This window comes from Cronobacter sakazakii (assembly GCF_000982825.1).
Lineage (GTDB): Bacteria > Pseudomonadota > Gammaproteobacteria > Enterobacterales > Enterobacteriaceae > Cronobacter > Cronobacter sakazakii.
Genome location: NZ_CP011047.1, coordinates 94,837 through 113,463, shown reverse-complemented (window position 1 = coordinate 113,463; position 18,627 = coordinate 94,837). Strand labels below are relative to the sequence as shown.

Annotated in this window: 13 protein-coding genes; 9 read left to right on the top strand and 4 right to left on the bottom strand. The window is 60.9% G+C overall.

Annotated features, from left to right (window positions below; genetic code table 11):
• Positions 1-29 precede the first annotated feature (29 nt).
• The 6 genes from hrpB to fhuB all read left to right on the top strand — a co-directional run bounded on the left by hrpB (position 30) and on the right by fhuB (position 11,284).
• Entirely contained in the window at positions 30-2,459 is a 2,430-nt protein-coding gene (gene hrpB / locus CSK29544_RS00595; protein WP_029039299.1) for an ATP-dependent helicase HrpB, read from the top strand.
• Between the two features lie 103 nt (positions 2,460-2,562).
• Positions 2,563-5,094 (top strand): bifunctional glycosyl transferase/transpeptidase, encoded by a 2,532-nt coding sequence (gene mrcB / locus CSK29544_RS00590; protein ID WP_029039298.1) that lies wholly within the window; start codon positions 2,563-2,565, stop codon positions 5,092-5,094.
• A 274-nt stretch (positions 5,095-5,368) separates the two neighbouring features.
• Positions 5,369-7,561: a ferrichrome porin FhuA gene (gene fhuA / locus CSK29544_RS00585; RefSeq protein WP_007896722.1), complete on the top strand. Its 2,193-nt coding sequence runs from the start codon at positions 5,369-5,371 to the stop codon at positions 7,559-7,561.
• A 47-nt stretch (positions 7,562-7,608) separates the two neighbouring features.
• Positions 7,609-8,406, top strand: coding sequence for a Fe3+-hydroxamate ABC transporter ATP-binding protein FhuC (gene fhuC, locus CSK29544_RS00580; protein WP_029039297.1), 798 nt, complete (start codon positions 7,609-7,611; stop codon positions 8,404-8,406).
• The gene (gene fhuD / locus CSK29544_RS00575) at positions 8,406-9,302 is read left to right on the top strand and encodes a Fe(3+)-hydroxamate ABC transporter substrate-binding protein FhuD (RefSeq protein WP_007896720.1); all 897 of its coding nucleotides are present in this window, start codon (positions 8,406-8,408) and stop codon (positions 9,300-9,302) included. The genes fhuC and fhuD overlap by 1 nt, the downstream gene beginning before the upstream one ends.
• Positions 9,299-11,284, top strand: a complete 1,986-nt coding sequence (gene fhuB / locus CSK29544_RS00570; protein ID WP_029039296.1) for a Fe(3+)-hydroxamate ABC transporter permease FhuB — start codon at positions 9,299-9,301, stop codon at positions 11,282-11,284. Before fhuD ends, fhuB begins: the two co-directional genes overlap by 4 nt.
• Positions 11,285-11,495: 211 nt before the next feature.
• Here fhuB and hemL read toward each other — a convergent pair whose 3' ends face one another.
• Positions 11,496-12,776 (bottom strand): glutamate-1-semialdehyde 2,1-aminomutase, encoded by a 1,281-nt coding sequence (hemL, locus tag CSK29544_RS00565; RefSeq protein WP_004386151.1) that lies wholly within the window; start codon positions 12,774-12,776, stop codon positions 11,496-11,498.
• Positions 12,777-12,947: 171 nt separating this feature from the next.
• Between hemL and clcA the strand changes: the two genes are divergently transcribed.
• Positions 12,948-14,351, top strand: a complete 1,404-nt coding sequence (gene clcA / locus CSK29544_RS00560; RefSeq protein WP_029039295.1) for a H(+)/Cl(-) exchange transporter ClcA — start codon at positions 12,948-12,950, stop codon at positions 14,349-14,351.
• An 81-nt stretch (positions 14,352-14,432) separates the two neighbouring features.
• Complete coding sequence (erpA, locus tag CSK29544_RS00555; RefSeq protein ID WP_004386149.1) at positions 14,433-14,777, top strand: iron-sulfur cluster insertion protein ErpA; 345 nt, start codon at positions 14,433-14,435, stop codon at positions 14,775-14,777.
• 53 nt (positions 14,778-14,830) lie between these two features.
• Here erpA and CSK29544_RS00550 read toward each other — a convergent pair whose 3' ends face one another.
• From CSK29544_RS00550 to mtnN, 3 genes are read right to left on the bottom strand one after another with little or no spacing between them, the layout of a single operon-like run.
• Complete coding sequence (locus CSK29544_RS00550) at positions 14,831-15,451, bottom strand: TRIC cation channel family protein (RefSeq protein WP_007896715.1); 621 nt, start codon at positions 15,449-15,451, stop codon at positions 14,831-14,833.
• A gap of 16 nt (positions 15,452-15,467) precedes the next feature.
• Complete coding sequence (btuF, locus tag CSK29544_RS00545) at positions 15,468-16,268, bottom strand: vitamin B12 ABC transporter substrate-binding protein BtuF (RefSeq protein ID WP_007896710.1); 801 nt, start codon at positions 16,266-16,268, stop codon at positions 15,468-15,470.
• Complete coding sequence (mtnN, locus tag CSK29544_RS00540; protein ID WP_007896708.1) at positions 16,261-16,959, bottom strand: 5'-methylthioadenosine/S-adenosylhomocysteine nucleosidase; 699 nt, start codon at positions 16,957-16,959, stop codon at positions 16,261-16,263. The genes btuF and mtnN overlap by 8 nt, the downstream gene beginning before the upstream one ends.
• A 92-nt stretch (positions 16,960-17,051) precedes the next feature.
• Between mtnN and dgt the strand changes: the two genes are divergently transcribed.
• On the top strand, positions 17,052-18,566 hold the full coding sequence (gene dgt, locus CSK29544_RS00535) for a dGTPase (RefSeq protein ID WP_007896705.1): 1,515 nt from the start codon (positions 17,052-17,054) through the stop codon (positions 18,564-18,566).
• Positions 18,567-18,627: the final 61 nt, after the last annotated feature.

Below are 18,627 nucleotides of genomic sequence, written 5' to 3'. Positions count from 1 at the left end.
CCTTTCATAGTAACCCTCTGGAGCCTGTCGTGTCGTCTTTACCGGTCGCCGCCGTTTTGCCTGAACTTCTCAACGCCCTGCAGCACGCGCCGCAGGTGCTGCTGTGCGCCCCGACCGGCGCGGGGAAATCGACCTGGCTGCCGCTGGAAATTTTAAAGTCCGGCATGCTGGACGGGAAAATCATCATGCTGGAGCCCAGACGACTCGCGGCGCGCAACGTGGCGCAGCGTCTGGCGGATCTGCTCGGCGAGCCGTGCGGCGAAACCGTGGGCTACCGGATGCGCGCCGAAAGCTGCACCGGCCCGGCCACGCGGCTGGAAGTGGTGACCGAAGGCATGCTGACGCGGCTGTTGCAGCGCGACCCGGAGCTTTCCGGCGTGTCGCTGGTGATCCTCGATGAATTCCACGAGCGCAGCGTGCAGGCGGATCTGGCGCTGGCGCTGCTGCTCGATGTCCAGCAGGGGCTGCGTGAGGATCTCAAACTGCTGATTATGTCTGCGACGCTCGACAACGCGCGCCTGCAGGCGCTGCTGCCGCAGGCGCCGACGGTGGTCTCCGAAGGGCGCAGCTTTCCGGTAGAGCGGCGCTATCAGGCGCTTTCCGCGCATCAGCGTTTCGATGAGGCGGTGGCGCAGGCGGTGAGCGGGCTGCTACGTGAAGAACCCGGTTCGCTGCTGCTGTTTTTACCGGGCGTCGGTGAGATCCAGCGCGTGCAGACGCAGCTTGCGGAGCGCGTGGGGCGCGACGTGCTGCTGTGTCCGCTCTACGGCGCGCTGCCGCTCGCGGAGCAGCGCAAGGCTATCCTGCCCGCGCCGCCCGGCTTTCGCAAAGTGGTGCTCGCCACCAATATCGCCGAAACCAGCCTGACCATCGAAGGCATCCGACTGGTGGTCGACAGCGCCCAGGAGCGCGTGGCGCGCTTTGATGCCCGCACCGGGCTGACGCGCCTTATCACGCAGCGCATCAGCCAGGCGTCGATGACCCAGCGCGCCGGACGCGCCGGACGTCTTGAGCCGGGCATCTGCCTGCATCTTCTGCCAAAAGAGCAGGCGGAACGCGCCGCCGCGCAGGCGGAAGCGGAGATCACGCAAAGCGATCTCTCCGGGCTGCTGCTGGAGCTGCTGATGTGGGGATGCCGTGACGTGACGGATCTCCAGTGGCTCGATCTGCCGCCTGCGGTGAACCTTGCCGCCGCGCGCGAACTGCTCACGGCGCTGGGCGCGCTGAAAGAGGGCCAGCTCACCGCGCGTGGACGCCAGATGGCGCAGTTCGGCAACGATCCGCGCCTCGCCGCGATGCTGGCCAGCGCAGAAGGCGCTGACGCGCAGGCAACGGCGGCGCGGCTTGCCGCCATCCTTGAAGAGCCGCCGCGCGGCGCAGAGGCGGATTTGCGCAGCGCCTTTTCCCGCAGCCAGGGCAACTGGCAGGCCCGCAGCGCGCAACTCATGAAGCGGCTTAACGCCCGCGGCGGCACGCCGTCGCTCTCGCTGGCGCCCGCGCTGCTTGCCTGCGCGTTCAGCGACCGCATCGCGCGTCGTCGCGGGCAGGAAGGGCGTTATCAGCTCGCCAACGGCATGGGCGCGATGCTCAGTCAGGATGACGCACTGACGCGCTATGAGTGGCTTATCGCGCCGCTCTTATTGCAGGGCAGTAACAGCGCCGACGCGCGGATTTTACAGGCGCTGCCGCTGGATATTGACGCGCTCATTGATGAATGCCCGCATCTGCTGAGCCAGCGCGATTCGCTGGAGTGGAATGACGAACAGGGCACGCTGCGCGCGCAGCGTCGCTGGCAGGTCGGGCAACTGGTGCTGAAAACGCAGCCGCTCTCAAAACCCTCCGAAGACGAACTTCACCAGGCGATGCTTAACGGCATTCGCGAAAAAGGGCTTTCTGTTCTTAACTGGACGCCAGAGGCGGAGCAGTTGCGCCTGCGTTTGCACTGTGCGGCGCGCTGGCTGCCGGAGCAGCCGTGGCCGGACGTCAGCGACGAGGCGCTGCTGGCGTCGCTTGATGTCTGGCTGTTACCGGCGCTTCACGGCGTGCATTCGCTGCGCGCGCTGAAAAACATCAATCTCGCCCAGGCGCTGCTGCATTTACTCGACTGGACGCAGCGGCAACGGCTGGATAGTGCGCTGCCGGCGCATTACACTGTGCCGACCGGCAGCCGGATAGCGATTCGCTATCATGAGGAAAACCCACCGGCGCTGGCGGTGCGCATCCAGGAGATGTTCGGTGAAGCCGAAACACCGGTTATCGCCGAAGGCCGGGTGCCGCTCACCCTTGAACTGCTTTCACCCGCCCAGCGGCCGCTACAGATCACGCGCGATCTCAGCGCGTTCTGGCGCGGCGCCTGGAAAGAGGTGCAGAAAGAGATGAAAGGGCGCTACCCGAAACATGTCTGGCCGGACGATCCGGCCAACGCGCTGCCAACCCGGCGCACCAAAAAGTATCAGTAACGGCGGCGTTGCCGTCGTGATGATTTGAGAGCTTTCTTCTTCCGCCTGCGTGCGGAAGAGCCAAGAATCTGGCCTTTGCGCCTGTACGTTGTGGAGAAAAAGCATGGCGGGGAATGACCGCGAACCTATCGGACGCAAAGGACGACCGACGCGTCCGGCAAAACAGAAGGTAAGCCGTCGTCGTCTCAGGGATGAGGATTATGACGATGAATATGAAGACGATGATGAGGAGCCGATGCCGCGTAAGGTAAAAGGCAAAAAAGGCAAAGGCGGAAAACAGGGCGGCAAACGCCGCTGGCTGTGGCTTCTGTTAAAGCTGTTTGTGATTTTTGTGGTGCTGCTGGCTATCTACGGCGTCTATCTCGATCAGAAAATCCGCAGCCGTATCGATGGCAAAGTCTGGCAACTGCCGGCGGCGGTCTACGGGCGCATGGTTAACCTTGAGCCGGATATGACCATCAGCAAGCAGGAGATGGTGAAGCTGCTGGAGGCGACGCAGTATCGTCAGGTGACGAAAATGACGCGTCCTGGCGAGTTTACCGTCCAGGCCAACAGCATTGAGATGATCCGCCGCCCGTTCGATTTCCCGGACAGTAAAGAAGGGCAGATCCGCGCGCGTCTGGAGTTTGACGGCGACCATCTGGCCTCTATCGAGAACATGGACAGCAACCGTAACTTCGGTTTCTTCCGCCTCGATCCGCGGCTGATTACGATGCTGTCATCGCCGAACGGCGAGCAGCGCCTGTTTGTGCCGCGCTCCGGATTCCCGGATCTGCTGGTGGACACGCTCGTCGCGACGGAAGACCGCCACTTCTACGAGCATGACGGCATCAGCGTCTGGTCGATTGGCCGTGCGGTGCTGGCGAACCTGACGGCGGGCCGCGCGGTGCAGGGCGGCAGTACGCTGACGCAGCAGCTGGTGAAAAACCTGTTCCTGACCAACAAGCGTACCCTGTGGCGTAAAGCCAACGAAGCGTACATGGCGCTTATCATGGACGCGCGTTATGACAAGGACCGCATCCTTGAGCTGTACCTGAACGAGGTGTATCTCGGCCAGAGCGGCGACGATCAGATCCGCGGCTTCCCGCTGGCGAGCCTCTATTACTTTGGTCGTCCGGTTGAAGAGCTGAGCCTCGATCAGCAGGCGCTGCTGGTGGGCATGGTGAAGGGTGCGTCGCTCTATAACCCGTGGCGTAACCCGAAACTGGCGCTGGAGCGTCGTAACCTGGTGCTGCGCCTGTTACAGGAGCAGAAGGTTATCGACCAGGAGCTTTACGACATGCTGAGCGCACGTCCGCTCGGGGTGCAGCCGCGCGGCGGCGTGATCTCCCCGCAGCCGGCGTTTATGCAGATGGTGCGTCAGGAGCTGCAGGCGAAGCTTGGCGATAAAGTGAAAGATCTCTCCGGCGTGAAGATTTTCACCACGTTTGACTCGGTCGCGCAGGACGCGGCGGAGAAAGCGGCGGTGGAAGGCATTCCGGCGCTGATTAAACAGCGTAAGCTGAAAGATCTGGAAACCGCGATGGTGGTGGTGGACCGTTTCACCGGCGAAGTCCGCGCGATGGTCGGCGGTGCGAATCCGCAGTTCGCGGGCTATAACCGCGCGATGCAGGCGCGTCGCTCGATTGGCTCGCTCGCCAAACCGGCGACCTATCTGACTGCGTTAAGCCAGCCGAACACCTATCGTCTGAATACCTGGATCGCCGATGCGCCGATCTCCCTGCGCCAGCCGAACGGGCAGGTGTGGTCGCCGCAGAACGATGATCACCGCTTCAGCGGCCAGGTGATGCTGGTGGATGCGCTGACGCGCTCCATGAACGTGCCGACGGTAAACCTCGGTATGGCGCTCGGTCTGCCAGCCGTGACGGACACCTGGAAAAAACTGGGCGCGCCGGAAAATCAGCTGCATCCGGTTCCGGCCATGCTGCTCGGTGCGCTGAACCTGACGCCGGTTGAAGTGGCGCAGGCGTTCCAGACCATCGCGAGCGGCGGTAACCGCGCCCAGCTCTCGGTGCTGCGCTCGGTCATTGCCGAAGATGGCACCGTGCTGTATCAGAGCTTCCCGCAGTCGGAGCGCGCCGTACCGGCGCAGGCCGCCTACCTGACGCTCTGGACGATGCAGCAGGTTGTGCAGCGCGGTACCGGCCATGCGCTGGCGGTGAAATTCCCGAAACTGCATCTCGCCGGGAAAACCGGGACCACCAACAACAACGTCGACACCTGGTTTGCCGGTATCGACGGACGTGAAGTGGTGATCACCTGGGTGGGCCGCGACAATAACCAGCCGACCAAGCTCTACGGGGCCAGTGGCGCGATGGCGATTTACCAGCGTTATCTGACTAACCAGTCGCCGATCCCGCTGGATCTGACGCCGCCTGAAGATATCGTCGACATGGGCGTTGATGATATGGGCAACTTCCTGTGCGGCGGCGGTGGCATGCGTACGCTGCCGGTGTGGACCAGCGATCCGAACGCGCTCTGCCAGCAGAGTCAGCCGGTCGCGCCATCGGGCAATCCGTTCGATCAGTCCGCGCCGCAGCAGCCGCAACAGCAACAGCCTCAGCAGGCACCGCAGCAGGAAGAGAAGAGCGACGGCGTCGCGGGCTGGATTAAAGACATGTTCGGCAGCAACTGACGCTCCGTTTGGGAACACAGGGCTTAGCGCCTCTCCGGCTTCGGCGGGATGAGGGCTAAGCCCTTTTTTATTGTCACCGCTTTTTAAAGTGCCGGTAACGATTCGCTATCCGCTGATTAACCAGATAATTTCCTCTGGTGATTAATTGGGCCATTGGCCGCCCGCGCTGCGCCAGGCGCTTGCTATATAAACAACCTTTCGCATATCATCTCGGGCGCATAATAATAATTCTCGTTTACGTTATCATTTGTCATTATCACTCAGAGAAATTAGCATGGCGCGTTCTATTCACACTCAGATCAATACCAGGATTTGCAGACTGGCGGTTCTTATTGCCACGGCGTGCGGGGGATTTTCCGCTTCCACGTTAGCCGCTGACGGCCAGAAAGAGGAAACCATCACCGTTTCCGCTGCTGCTGCGCAGGAAAGCGCCTGGGGCCCGGCCCCGACCATTGCGGCGAAGCGTTCCGCGACCGCCACCAAAACCGATACCCCGATTGAAAAAACGCCGCAGTCCGTGTCCGTCGTGACGCGCGAAGAGATGGATACCCGTCAGCCGACCACCGTGAAAGAAGCGTTGAGCTATAGCCCGAGCGTTTTCTCCACACGCGGCAGCTCCTCCACTTACGATGTCGTGACCATCCGCGGTTTTACGACCTCGACCACGGTGAACACTAACCAGTACCTCGATGGAATGAAGCTTCAGGGCAACAACTACTCTGAAATTTCCATGGATCCTTATTTCCTGGAACGCGTGGAGCTGATGCGCGGGCCGACGTCCGTGCTCTATGGCAACAGCAACCCCGGCGGTATCGTCAGCATGGTCAGCAAACGTCCGACCACCGAGCCGCTGCGCGAAGTGCAGTTCAAAATGGGCAGCCATAATCTCTGGCAGACCGGTTTTGATTTCAGCGACGCGATTGATGACGCGGGCGTGTGGTCTTATCGTCTGACCGGTTTAGGCCGCAGCCAAAATGCTCAGCAGGAGATGGCGAAATCGTCGCGTTACGCGATCGCCCCTTCGTTCAGCTGGCGTCCGGATAACAACACCGATTTTACGTTCCTGAGTAACTTCCAGAGCGACCCGTACGCCGGTTTCTACGGCTGGCTGCCGCGCTCCGGCACGATCGTGCCGTATTACGACGCTAACGGTAAGGCGCATAAACTGCCGACCGATTTCAACGAAGGCGAAGAAAATAACAAGATGTCTCGCCGTCAGCAGATGGTTGGCTACAGCTTCTCGCACGCCTTCGATGACACCTTCACGCTGCGCCAGAACCTGCGTTACACCCGCGAGCACACGCTCTACCGCTCGGTGTACGGCAATGCGTTTGTTGCGCCGTCCACGATTAACCGCGCGTATGTCCGTTCCGATGAGGACATGAACGCCTTCAGCGTCGATACGCAGTTGCAGTCTGATTTCGCGACTGGCGCGGTGGATCATAAGCTGCTGACCGGCGTTGATTACTCCCGCATGCGTAACGACATTAACGCGGACTACGGCACCGCCAGCCCGCTCAATATGCTGGATCCGCAGTACGGCAACCCTGACATTAACGTGAACTTCCTCTATGACGTGATTAATCGTCAGGAGCAAACGGGCCTGTATGTGCAGGATCAGGCAGAGTGGAACAAGTGGGTAATGACTTTAGGCGGCCGTTACGATTTCGCGAAAACGTCCACTTATACCCGCTCCTCCGGCGCGCTTGCTGAGATTAACGATCAGCAGTTCACCTGGCGCGGCGGCATCAACTATCTGTTCGATAACGGCGTATCGCCGTACTTCAGCTACAGCGAATCGTTTGAGCCTGTTTCTGGTTCCACCTTAGGCCGCAAACCGTTCGAGCCCTCACGCGGCAAGCAGTATGAAGCGGGCGTGAAATATGTGCCGAAGGATATGCCGGTCGTGCTGACGGCCGCGGTATATCAGCTCACGAAAGATAAAAACCTGACGGCCGATCCGGCGAATAACAGCTTCAGCGTCCAGGGCGGTGAGATCCGTTCCCGCGGCATTGAACTGGAAGCGAAAGCGGCCGTGTCAGCGAATGTGAATGTGACCGCGTCTTATAGTTTTACCGATGCGAAATATACGCATGACACGCTCTTTGAAGACAAGCGTCCGGCGGAAGTGCCGCGCAATATGGCGTCGCTGTGGGCAGATTATACCTTCCACGATACCGCGCTGAGCGGCCTGACTGTCGGCGCTGGCGGCCGCTATGTCGGCAATACCGTCAGCTATTACGCCTACGGTGATAAACAGAACCAACCGTTTAACGTTGCAAGCTACACCGTGGCGGATGCGATGGTGAAATACGATCTGGCGCGTTTAGGCCTGCCGGGCTCGTCTGTCGCCTTAAACGTCAATAACCTGTTTGATCGCGAGTATGTCTCCAGCTGCTACAAAGACTACGCATGCTACTGGGGCGCGGAACGTCAGGTTACGGCGACCGCCACATTCCGCTTCTGATCCGTCTTTGGGCACGCTTTGGCGTGCCCTTCAACAAGTTGGCTACCATGCAGGACAAAATTTCCCCGCCCGATGCTGGTTTTTCGTTAAAAGATGTCACTTTTCGCGTGCCCGGACGCACGCTGCTGCACCCCTTATCGCTCACCTTTCCGGCGGGCAAAGTCACCGGCCTTATCGGCCATAACGGCTCCGGCAAATCCACGCTTCTGAAAATGCTTGGTCGTCATCAGAAACCCTCCGGTGGCGACATTCTGCTTAACGGCGAGCCGCTGGCGGGCTGGAACAGCAAAGCGTTCGCGCGTGAAGTCGCGTATCTGCCGCAGCAGTTGCCCGCCGCCGAAGGCATGACGGTGCGCGAGCTGGTGGCGATTGGTCGTTACCCGTGGCACGGCGCGCTTGGGCGTTTTGGGGCGGAAGACCGTGAACGGGTGGAGGAAGCCATTAGCCTGGTGGGGCTTAAAGCGCTTGCGCACCGGCTGGTGGATAGCCTGTCCGGCGGCGAGCGCCAGCGGGCCTGGATTGCCATGCTGGTGGCGCAGAACAGCCGCTGCCTGCTGCTCGACGAACCGACCTCGGCGCTGGATATCGCTCATCAGGTGGACGTGCTGGCGCTGATCCACCGTTTAAGCCAGCAGCGCGGGTTAACCGTGATTGCGGTACTGCACGACATCAACATGGCCGCGCGTTACTGCGACCATCTGGTGGCGCTGCGCGGCGGGGAGATGATAGCCCAGGGCAGCCCGCTGGAACTGATGAACGGCGAAACGCTCAAACAGATTTATGGCATTCCGATGGGCATCCTGCCGCATCCGGCGGGCCTCGCACCCGTGAGCTTTGTCTGCTGATGCGCGACGTTCTCTCAACCCCTTTCAGCCGTCGGCGTCTGATGACGGCGATGGCTCTCTCGCCGCTGATGTGGCACATGGCGAAAGCCCGTGCGGCATCGGTGGATCTCAAACGTATCGTGGCGCTCGAATGGCTGCCCGTCGAACAGCTGATCGCGCTTGGCGTGATGCCTTACGCGGTGGCGGATGTGCCGAACTACCGCCTGTGGGTTGATTATCCGCCGCTGCCGGATGCCGTCATCGACGTCGGGCTGCGCACCGAGCCCAATCTGGAGCTGCTCACTGAGCTTAAGCCGTCGCTGATGATCTGGTCGGCGGGCTATGGCCCGTCGGAAGCGCAGCTTAAGCGTATCGCACCCGGCATGGGCGTGACGTTTACCGACGGTAAAGCGCCGCTCGCGATGGCGCGGCAGTCGCTGCTGACGCTGGCCGAACGGCTGGGCCTTGAGAAAGCGGCCCATGCTCACCTTGATGAATTCGAACAGTTTCTTACGCAGATGAAAGTGCGCCTGGCGGGACGCGAGCCGCGTCCGCTTCTGATGATGTCGCTGCTGGATTCACGCCACGCGCTGACGCTTGGCACTAACAGCCTGTTTCAGCCGGTGCTGGACGCGGTGAAGATCCCCAACGCCTGGCAGGATAAGACCAATTTCTGGGGCAGCGCGATTGTCGGCGTCGAGCGCCTCGCGCAGTTCCGCGACGCTGACGTCATCTGCTTTGAGCATGGCGATGATCAGGCGATGCGCCAGCTTGCCGCCACGCCGCTCTGGCAGGCGATGCCGTTCGTACGCGAGGGCCGTTTTCAGCGCGTGCCCGCCGTCTGGTTTTACGGCGCGACGCTCTCGGCGATGCGCTTTGGCCGCGTGCTGGAAAACGCGCTGGGAGGCCGGGCATGAGGCGACATCATCTGCTTTTCCCGGCGCTGCTGCTGGGACTGCTGCTTGCGCTGGCGCTCGGCCTGAGCTGGGCCAACCTGAACGCCTGGCTGCCGCGCGCGCAGTGGCAAGAGGCGCTGTGGCGCCCCAATATCGACGCCATCGATCAGATGCTTTTTCATTACAGCCTGCTGCCGCGCTTTGTGGTATCGCTGTTGGTCGGTGCCGGGCTTGGGCTGGTTGGCGTACTGTTCCAGCAGGTGCTGCGTAACCCGCTGGCGGAGCCGACCACGCTCGGCGTGGCGACCGGCGCGCAGCTTGGCGTGACCGTGGCGACGCTCTGGGCGCTGCCGGGCGGCGTGCTGACCGCGCAGTTCGCGGCGCTGGCCGGTGCCTGCGTGGTCGGGTTGCTGGTGTTTGGCGTCGCCTGGGGTAAACGCCTCTCGCCGGTCACGCTGATTCTGGCGGGCCTGGTGGTGAGCCTCTACTGCGGTGCCGTCAATCAGTTGCTGGTGTTGTTCCATCACGATCAGCTGCAAAGCATGTTTTTATGGAGCACCGGCGCGCTTAACCAGAACGACTGGAGCGTGGCGGCGCGGCTCTGGCCGCAACTGCTGGCGGGTTTTTTACTGACGCTGCTGCTGTTACGCCCGCTTACGCTGATGGGGCTGGATGACGGCGTGGCGCGCAATCTTGGGCTTGCGCTGTCGCTGGCGCGGCTCGCGACGCTGACGCTGGCGATTGTTATCAGCGCCCTGCTGGTCAACGCGGTCGGGATTATCGGGTTTATCGGGCTGTTTGCGCCGCTGCTCGCGAAGATGCTCGGCGCGCGTCGGCTGCTGGCGCGGCTGCTGCTGGCGTCGTTTATCGGCGCGCTGCTGCTGTGGCTGTCGGATCAGTTTATCCTCTGGCTCTCCCGCGTCTGGCTGGAAGTCTCCACCGGGATGGCGACGGCGCTGTTTGGCGCGCCGCTGCTGCTGTGGCTCCTGCCGCGTCTGCGTACCATGAGCGCGCCGGCGATGAACGCGGGCGACACGATCCCGGCCGAGCGTGGCCATGTGGCGCGCTGGACGCTGGCGGGGCTGTTACTGCTGCTGGGCGTGGCGGCGCTGGCGCTCTGCTTTGGCCGCGACGCGCACGGCTGGGTGTGGGCGCAGGGCGACGTGCTGCGCGAGCTGCTCGGCTGGCGCTGGCCGCGCGTGCTGGCGGCGCTGTGCGCAGGCACGATGCTGGCGGCGGCGGGCTGTATTATCCAGCGGCTGACCGGCAACCCGATGGCAAGCCCGGAAGTGCTGGGCATTAGCTCCGGCGCGGCGTTCGGCGTGGTGTTGATGCTGCTGTTTGTGCCGGGCGACGCGTTCGGCTGGCTGCTGCCGGCGGGCAGCGTCGGGGCGGCGGCGACGCTGATGGTCATCCTGATTGCCGCCGGACGCGGCGGGTTTTCGCCGCACCGGATGCTGCTCGCGGGGATGGCGCTCAGCACCGCGTTTACGATGCTGCTGGTAATGCTGCAGGCGAGCGGCGATCCGCGTATGGCGCAGGTGATCACCTGGATCTCCGGCTCCACCTACAGCGTAACGCCGCAGCAGGCGCGAAATTCGCTGTGGGTGATGCTGATATTGCTGGCGCTGACGCCGCTGTGCCGCCGCTGGCTGACGGTGCTGCCGCTTGGCGGCGAGACCGCGCGCGCGGTCGGGATGGCGCTGACGCCGACCCGCATTGTGCTGCTGTTGCTGGCTTCAGCGCTGACCGCCGCGGCGACGCTGACCATCGGGCCGCTGAGTTTTATCGGGCTGATGGCGCCGCACATTACGCGGATGCTCGGTTTTCGCCGCGCGTTGCCGCAGCTTATTATCGCTTCGTTGCTGGGCGGTATGTTGATGATGCTGGCGGACTGGGCAGGGCGGATGGTGATGTTCCCGTACCAGATCCCGGCGGGGCTGCTGGCGACGTTTATCGGCGCGCCGTATTTTGTGTATTTGTTGCGTAAGCAGAGCCGTTAATCAGAGGCAGGAAATCGTGGTGGGTTGCCTGGGGGAACGGTGGGGCGTTTGATGGGTGAAAGGTGGGTGGGCTTCGCTTACCCACCCTACGAGGGGCGTTTGGTGGGTGAACGGTGGGTGCGCTTCGCTTACCCACCCTACATTGACTCACCTTTGTTAATGCATTGTAGGGCGGGTAAGCGTATGCGCACCCGCCACGGTCAAAAAACGATTACAGCTTCGCGAACACCCGGCGCGCGGCGTCGATGGTGTTGTTGATATCTTCTTCGCTGTGCGCGACAGACATAAAGCCCGCTTCAAACGCTGACGGCGCGAAATAAACCCCTTCTTCCAGCATCAGATGGAAGAAACGCTTAAAGCGCTCAACATCGCATTTCACCACATCCTGATAGCAGGTCACGCTGTCGGCATCGGTAAAGAAGAAGCCGAACATCCCGCCGACGTGGTTCACCACCAGCGGCACGCCGGCTTCCTGCGCGGCGTCGAGCAGGCCTTCCGCCAGTTGGGTCGTCAGCGCGTCGAGGGTGCTGTGAACGCCAGGCTGCGCCACTTCGCTCAGACATGCGAAGCCCGCCGCCATCGCAATCGGGTTACCAGAGAGCGTGCCCGCCTGATAAACCGGGCCAGTCGGCGCCAGCGCTTCCATCACTTCGCGGCGTCCGCCGAACGCGCCCACCGGCATACCGCCGCCGATGATTTTGCCAAGACAGGTCAGATCCGGCACCACGTTGTAGTACGCCTGCGCGCCCGCGAGCGCGACGCGGAAACCCGTCATCACTTCATCAATGATCAGCAGCGCGCCGAATTCGTCGCACAGCGCACGCAGGCCCGGCAGGAAATCGGGCTGCGGCGGGATGCAGTTCATGTTGCCCGCTACCGGCTCAACGATAATGCAGGCGATATCCTGCGGGTAAAGCTCGAAGGCCTCGCGCACAGAGGCGAGATCGTTATAGGTACAGGTCAGGGTATGTTTGGCGAAATCTGCCGGTACGCCCGGTGAGTTTGGCTGGCCGAGGGTCAGCGCGCCGGAGCCCGCTTTCACCAGCAGGTGATCCGCGTGGCCGTGGTAGCAGCCTTCGAACTTGATGATTTTATCGCGACGGGTAAAACCGCGCGCCAGACGGATGGCGCTCATGGTCGCTTCGGTGCCGGAGTTCACCATACGCACCATATCCATCGTCGGCACCAGTTCGGTGACGAGCTGCGCCATTTTCACTTCCATTTCCGTCGGCGCGCCGAAGCTCAGACCACGCTCTGCCGCTTCAATCACCGCGTTGCGAATCGCCGGGTGGTTATGGCCGAGCACCATCGGGCCCCAGGAGCCGACATAGTCGATATAGGCTTTGCCGTCGGCGTCATAGAGATAAGCCCCGTCCGCCCGTTCGATAAAGAGCGGTGTGCCGCCCACGCCGGTAAAGGCGCGCACCGGCGAGTTAACGCCGCCTGGGATAAGTTCGCGGGCGGCGGCAAAGAGGTGTTCAGACTTACTCATGAATCGGCTCCTGATTCGGGAAAAGAGGGATAACGGGTTATTCTAAGTCATCCCTTCCACGTTATGAAAGTTTTGCCCAATTAAACCCAGACAGCGGGCAGGGCTTTTTTGAATGACGCGGCCGCGCGACGTATAATGCGCGGCCTGAATGCTTTTCGGAGAACTGTTCGTATGACCCCGCAGACGACACCCAACCGCCGCGTCAGAGGATTTCAACACGCCGCGGTTATCCGCCAGTTATTGTCGCGCGACAAAACGCCGCTGACGATTTTGCTGCTGGCGTCTCTCACTGGCGTACTGGCGGGGCTTGCGGGCGTGGCATTTGAAAAAGCGGTCGCCTGGGTGACGGCGCATCGCATTGAAGGTCTGGCGCAGGTGGCGTACAACCCGTGGCTCGTCTGGCCGCTGGCGTTTTTGTTTTCCGCGCTGCTGGCGATGGTGGGCTATTTTCTGGTGCGCCGCTTCGCGCCGGAGGCGGGCGGTTCGGGTATTCCTGAAATCGAAGGCGCGCTGGAGGAGTTACGCCCGGTGCGCTGGTGGCGCGTGCTGCCGGTGAAGTTTTTCGGCGGGATGGGCACGCTTGGCGCAGGCATGGTGCTCGGCCGCGAAGGCCCTATGGTGCAGATGGGCGGCAATATCGGGCGCATGGTGCTGGATATTTTTCATCGCCCGGATGCCGAGGCGCGCCATACGTTGCTGGCGACAGGGGCGGCGGCAGGTCTGGCAGCGGCTTTTAACGCGCCGCTCGCGGGCATTCTGTTCATTATTGAAGAGATGCGCACGCAGTTTCACTACAACCTGATTTCCATTAAAGCGGTGTTTACCGGGGTCATTATGTCGACCATCGTCTTTCGCATTTTCAATGGCGAAAAATCGGTGATTGAAGTCGGGCAATTGACCGACGCGCCAGTTTATACGCTCTGGCTCTATCTGCTGCTGGGGATTATTTTCGGTGCCGTGGGGCCGCTGTTTAACCGTCTGGTGCTCGGGATGCAGGACGTATTCGCGCGTATTCATGGCGGCAATACTACCCGCTGGGTGCTGCTCGGCGGCGCGATTGGCGGCGCGTGTGGTCTGCTTGCGCTGTGGGAGCCTGCTGCAGCGGGCGGCGGGTTTGGGTTAATCCCCATCGCCGCGGCGGGTAATTTTACCGTCGGGATGCTGCTGTTTATTTTCATCGCGCGCGTAGTGACGACGGTGTTCTGTTTCTCCTCCGGCGCGCCGGGCGGGATTTTCGCCCCGATGTTGGCGCTCGGCACGCTGCTTGGCAGCGCGTTCGGCATGGCCTGCGCCGCCTGGTTCCCGCAGTGGCACTTACAGGCGGGCACGTTCGCCATCGCGGGCATGGGCGCGCTGCTTGCCGCCTCGGTCAGGGCGCCGATTACGGGTATCGTGCTGGTGCTGGAGATGACGGATAATTACCAGCTCATTTTGCCAATGATTATTACCTGCCTCGGCGCGACACTGCTCGCCCAGTTCCTCGGCGGCAAGCCGCTCTATTCCACTATCCTCGCGCGAACGCTTGCGAAACAGGAGGCGGAACGACAGGCGCAGACCGACGGGCGGAATACTTGAACGATTTACCAGGGTAATAGATAATGGCCCTAAAGATCGGGTTATTCTTTGCCCGATTGCTGGTTTCAACGGGAGCAAAAAATGAGTGATGACGTAGCGCTGCCGCTGCAGTTTACCGACGCAGCCGCCAATAAAGTAAAAAGCCTGATCGCAGACGAGGACAACCCGAATCTCAAGCTGCGCGTCTACATCACCGGTGGTGGTTGCAGCGGCTTCCAGTATGGTTTTACCTTTGATGACCAGATTAACGATGGCGATATGACTATCGAGAAGCAGGGCGTGTCGCTGGTCGTAGACCCGATGAGCCTGCAATACCTGGTGGGCGGCGCGGTGGATTACACCGAAGGCCTCGAAGGCTCGCGCTTTGTGGTGAATAACCCGAACGCCACCAGCACCTGCGGGTGTGGTTCTTCCTTCAGCATCTGATTGCCGTGCTGAAATAAAAAAGCCGTGTTTTGCGACACGGCTTTTTTTATGGCTTACGCTTTTTCGTCCAGCGCGAAGGTGGGGAGCTTCAGGTGCCAGCGGATCGCGGCAAGACGGATCGCAAGCGTCACCACCATGCCCATCATGCTTGCCTGCTCCAGCGGCACTTCAAAGGTGTAAAACGCTGTCGCATGGACGATGCCGCCCACGATGCATGCCGTGGCGTAGATTTCGGTTCGCAGGATCATCGGGATTTCGCGCGCCAGCACGTCACGAATAATACCGCCGCCGACGCCCGTTATCACGCCCATGCAAATCGCCACCAGCGGCCCGGTGCCGGCCATAAATGCTTTATTCACGCCGATGCCGACAAACACCGCGAGGCCTACGGCGTCCAGCACCGGCAGTACCCATTTCGGCAGGCGACGCGGCTGGCGCACCAGCGCAATCGTCAGCAGACACGTCACCATCGCCACCACCAGATCGGTGGGATCTTTCACCCAGAACACTGGGCCGTGATCGAGCGCCATATCGCGGATCGTGCCACCGCCCACCGCAGTGACGACGCCCAGCACCAGTACGCCGAAAGGATCCATACGCAGTTTGCCCGCCAGCAAAACGCCGGAGATGGCAAACACCGCAGTGCCAATAATATCCAGCCAGTAAACCAGCATGATGTTCCTCGACTCGTTATTTTACCTCTGCCAGCGCCTGACAGAGCTGATTCGCGGCGAGGATAATACGCGGGCCTGCGCGCTCAAACCAGTCATCGTTAATGCTTATGACAGGAACATTTTGCTGAGGCTGCCAGAACTGCTGCGTGGCGGCGATAGACTTCTCGCCGCCGGTAATGACGACGGCCTCGGGATGGCGCGCCAGCACCTGTTCGCGGCTCACCTGCGGCCAGGGAACGGGGCTGTCGGCGAAGATATTCTCGCCGCCGCAGGCCCCGACGATTTCATTCTGGATGGAGGCTTTGCTGGTGGTAAAAAGCGGACGCGTGCCGAACTGCAAAAACACGCGCTTTTTCGGCTGGCTTTTATAACGCGCGATGAGCGCTTGCCAGCGCTGTTCAAGCTCGCGCGCCGCGGCCTGCGCCTTTTCCGGCGTCGGGCTGTAAGGGGCCAGCGCGCGCAGCGCGTCGGCCACCTGCGCGACATTTTGCGGATCGAGCCAGAGCACGTGAATGCCGAGCGATTTGAGCTGGTTTATCTGCCGTTCCGGGTTGCCGCCGCGCCAGGCGACCAGCAGATCGGGTTTAAGCGCCGCGATACGCTCCACGTTCATCCCCTGCCAGTTCGCCACCTGTTCGAGCTGACGCGCGGCGTCGGGGTAGTCAGAGTAAGCGCTTACCGCAACCGGCGTGATCCCGGCGGCAAAGGCGAGTTCGGTATTGGCAGGGGAGAGGGTAATGACCCGCGGCGCGGCAAAAAGCCACGCCGGGAGAACCAACAGGGCGACAAGCGCCCCGGTAAGCCAGCGTTTAGCCACGGTTCAGGCTCGTGAGCAGCGTCTCGACCATCAGGCTCGACTGCTTCGCCGCCACCGCCAGGAACTCTTCAAAGCTCAGGTGTGATTGCTGATCGGCAACGTCAGAGATAGCGCGCACGACGACAAACGGCACGCCGAAGTTATGACAGACGTGACCAATGGCGGTCGCTTCCATCTCTACGGCAATCGCCTGCGGGAAGTTGTGGCGGATTTTCGCGAGGTTCACGGAGCCGTTAATAAAGGCGTCGCCGCTGACTACCAGCCCGCGCACCGCGTGCAGGTTCAGTTTTTCGATGGTTTCCTGCGCCGCCGCGATCAGTTTTTCATCGGCTTTGAACGCCGCCGGGCAGCCCGCCATCTGGCCATATTCGTAGCCGAACGCGGTGACGTCGGCGTCGTGGTAGCGCACTTCGTCGGACACCACGATGTCGCCCACTTTCAGCGAGGGCGCGAGACCGCCCGCCGAGCCGGTGTTGATAATCACGTCAGGTTTGCAGTGCTCCAGCAGCAGCGTCGCGCCCATCGCGGCGGAAACTTTACCGATGCCCGATTTCAGCAGCGCCACATCCACGCCGTTGAGGGTGCCGGTGTAAATTTCGCAGCCGGCGATAGTCAGGGTCTGGCGGTTGTCGATTTTGTCACGCAGCAGCGTCACTTCTTCTTCCATTGCGCCAATAATGCCTGCTTTCATAGAGATACTCGCTAAATGATGGATTCAGAGGCATAGTCTATCATGGCAGACAGCAAGGATTTAATTCGCGTGCGCGCAGACCGGGAGGGCGGATGGAGAAAATCGATTTCCGAAACAAAATCAACTGGCATCGCCGGTATCGCTCGCCGCAGGGCGTGAAGAGTGAACACGAGATCCTGCGTATTTTTGAAAGCGATCGCGGCCGTATTATCAACTCGCCCGCGATCCGCCGCCTGCAACAGAAAACCCAGGTTTTTCCCCTTGAGCGCAACGCCGCGGTGCGCACGCGCCTTACGCACTCTCTGGAAGTGCAACAGGTGGGGCGCTATATCGCCAAAGAAGTGTTGAGCCGCCTGAAAGAGCAGGGGCTGCTTGAGGCGTATGGCCTGGCGGAGCTGACCGGGCCGTTTGAAAGTATTGTCGAGATGTCGTGCCTGATGCATGACATCGGCAATCCGCCGTTTGGCCACTTCGGTGAGGCCGCGATTAACGACTGGTTCAGCCAGCGGCTCTTTCCGGCCGATGCCGAAAACCTACCCGTAAGCCAGGACCGCTGCACGGTGCAGACGCTGCGCCTGCAGGAGGGTGAAGAAGCGCTTAACGCCCTGCGCGGCAACGTGCGCCGCGATCTGTGTCATTTCGAGGGGAACGCGCAGGGCATTCGGCTGGTGCATACGCTGTTGCGCATGAATCTCACCTGGGCGCAGGTTGGCGGTATCCTCAAATATACGCGCCCGGCCTGGCACCACGGCCCGGTGCCGGAAACCCACAGCTACCTGATGAAAAAGCCGGGGTTTTATCTCTCCGAAGATCAATATATTTCGCGGTTGCGTAAAGAACTGCAATTAGACACTTACAGTCGCTTCCCGCTTGCCTGGATTATGGAAGCGGCTGACGATATTTCTTATTGCGTGGCGGATCTCGAAGATGCGGTTGAAAAACGTATTTTCAGCGTTGAGCAGTTATATCAACATCTCTATGACGCCTGGGGTGAACATGCGCCGGGCGATCTCTTTAATCTGGTGGTGCAAAACGCCTGGGATAAATCGGGCACTAATCAATTGCACCACAGCGCGGAAGATCAGTTCTTTATGTATCTGCGCGTGAATACATTAAATCGGCTGGCGCCTTACGCCGCGCAGCGCTTTATTGATAATTTGCCGGACGTCTTTAACGGTTCGTTTAATCATGCGCTGCTGGAGGATGACAGCCCGTACAGCCGCCTGCTGGAGCTGTATAAAAATGTCGCGGTGCGTCATGTATTTAACCACCCTGACGTCGAGCAGCTGGAGTTGCAGGGCTACCGGGTTATTAGCGGGTTGCTGGATATTTACAGCCCGCTGCTTGCACTGACGCTCGCGCAATTTCGCGAGCTGGTGGACAAAGAGAGCGTGCGGTCGCTGCCGATTGAATCGCGTCTTTACCATAAACTTTCTTCCCGGCACCGGCTGGCTTATATCGAGGCTGTCAGTCATTTGCATCCGCAGGCGGCAGATTTCCCGGTTTGGGAATATTATTATCGTTGCCGACTCATTCAGGACTATATCAGCGGCATGACCGATCTCTACGCCTGGGATGAATATCGCAAACTGATGGCGGTAGAATAAGCCGCTTCGTTTTGTAAAGACGGACAATAAATTTTTACTTTTTTCAGAAAATTAACGACGG

What these genes read in the sequence shown, in the direction of transcription:
- fhuB (WP_029039296.1), top strand. Translation starts at nt 9,299, where the DNA reads ATGAGGCGACATCATCTGCTTTTCCCGGCGCTGCTGCTGGGACTGCTG.
- fhuC (WP_029039297.1), top strand. Translation starts at nt 7,609, where the DNA reads ATGCAGGACAAAATTTCCCCGCCCGATGCTGGTTTTTCGTTAAAAGAT.
- CSK29544_RS00550 (WP_007896715.1), bottom strand. Translation starts at nt 15,451, where the DNA reads ATGCTGGTTTACTGGCTGGATATTATTGGCACTGCGGTGTTTGCCATC.
- mtnN (WP_007896708.1), bottom strand. Translation starts at nt 16,959, where the DNA reads ATGAAAGCAGGCATTATTGGCGCAATGGAAGAAGAAGTGACGCTGCTG.
- dgt (WP_007896705.1), top strand. Translation starts at nt 17,052, where the DNA reads ATGGAGAAAATCGATTTCCGAAACAAAATCAACTGGCATCGCCGGTAT.
- mrcB (WP_029039298.1), top strand. Translation starts at nt 2,563, where the DNA reads ATGGCGGGGAATGACCGCGAACCTATCGGACGCAAAGGACGACCGACG.
- clcA (WP_029039295.1), top strand. Translation starts at nt 12,948, where the DNA reads ATGACCCCGCAGACGACACCCAACCGCCGCGTCAGAGGATTTCAACAC.
- fhuA (WP_007896722.1), top strand. Translation starts at nt 5,369, where the DNA reads ATGGCGCGTTCTATTCACACTCAGATCAATACCAGGATTTGCAGACTG.
- hemL (WP_004386151.1), bottom strand. Translation starts at nt 12,776, where the DNA reads ATGAGTAAGTCTGAACACCTCTTTGCCGCCGCCCGCGAACTTATCCCA.
- fhuD (WP_007896720.1), top strand. Translation starts at nt 8,406, where the DNA reads ATGCGCGACGTTCTCTCAACCCCTTTCAGCCGTCGGCGTCTGATGACG.
- erpA (WP_004386149.1), top strand. Translation starts at nt 14,433, where the DNA reads ATGAGTGATGACGTAGCGCTGCCGCTGCAGTTTACCGACGCAGCCGCC.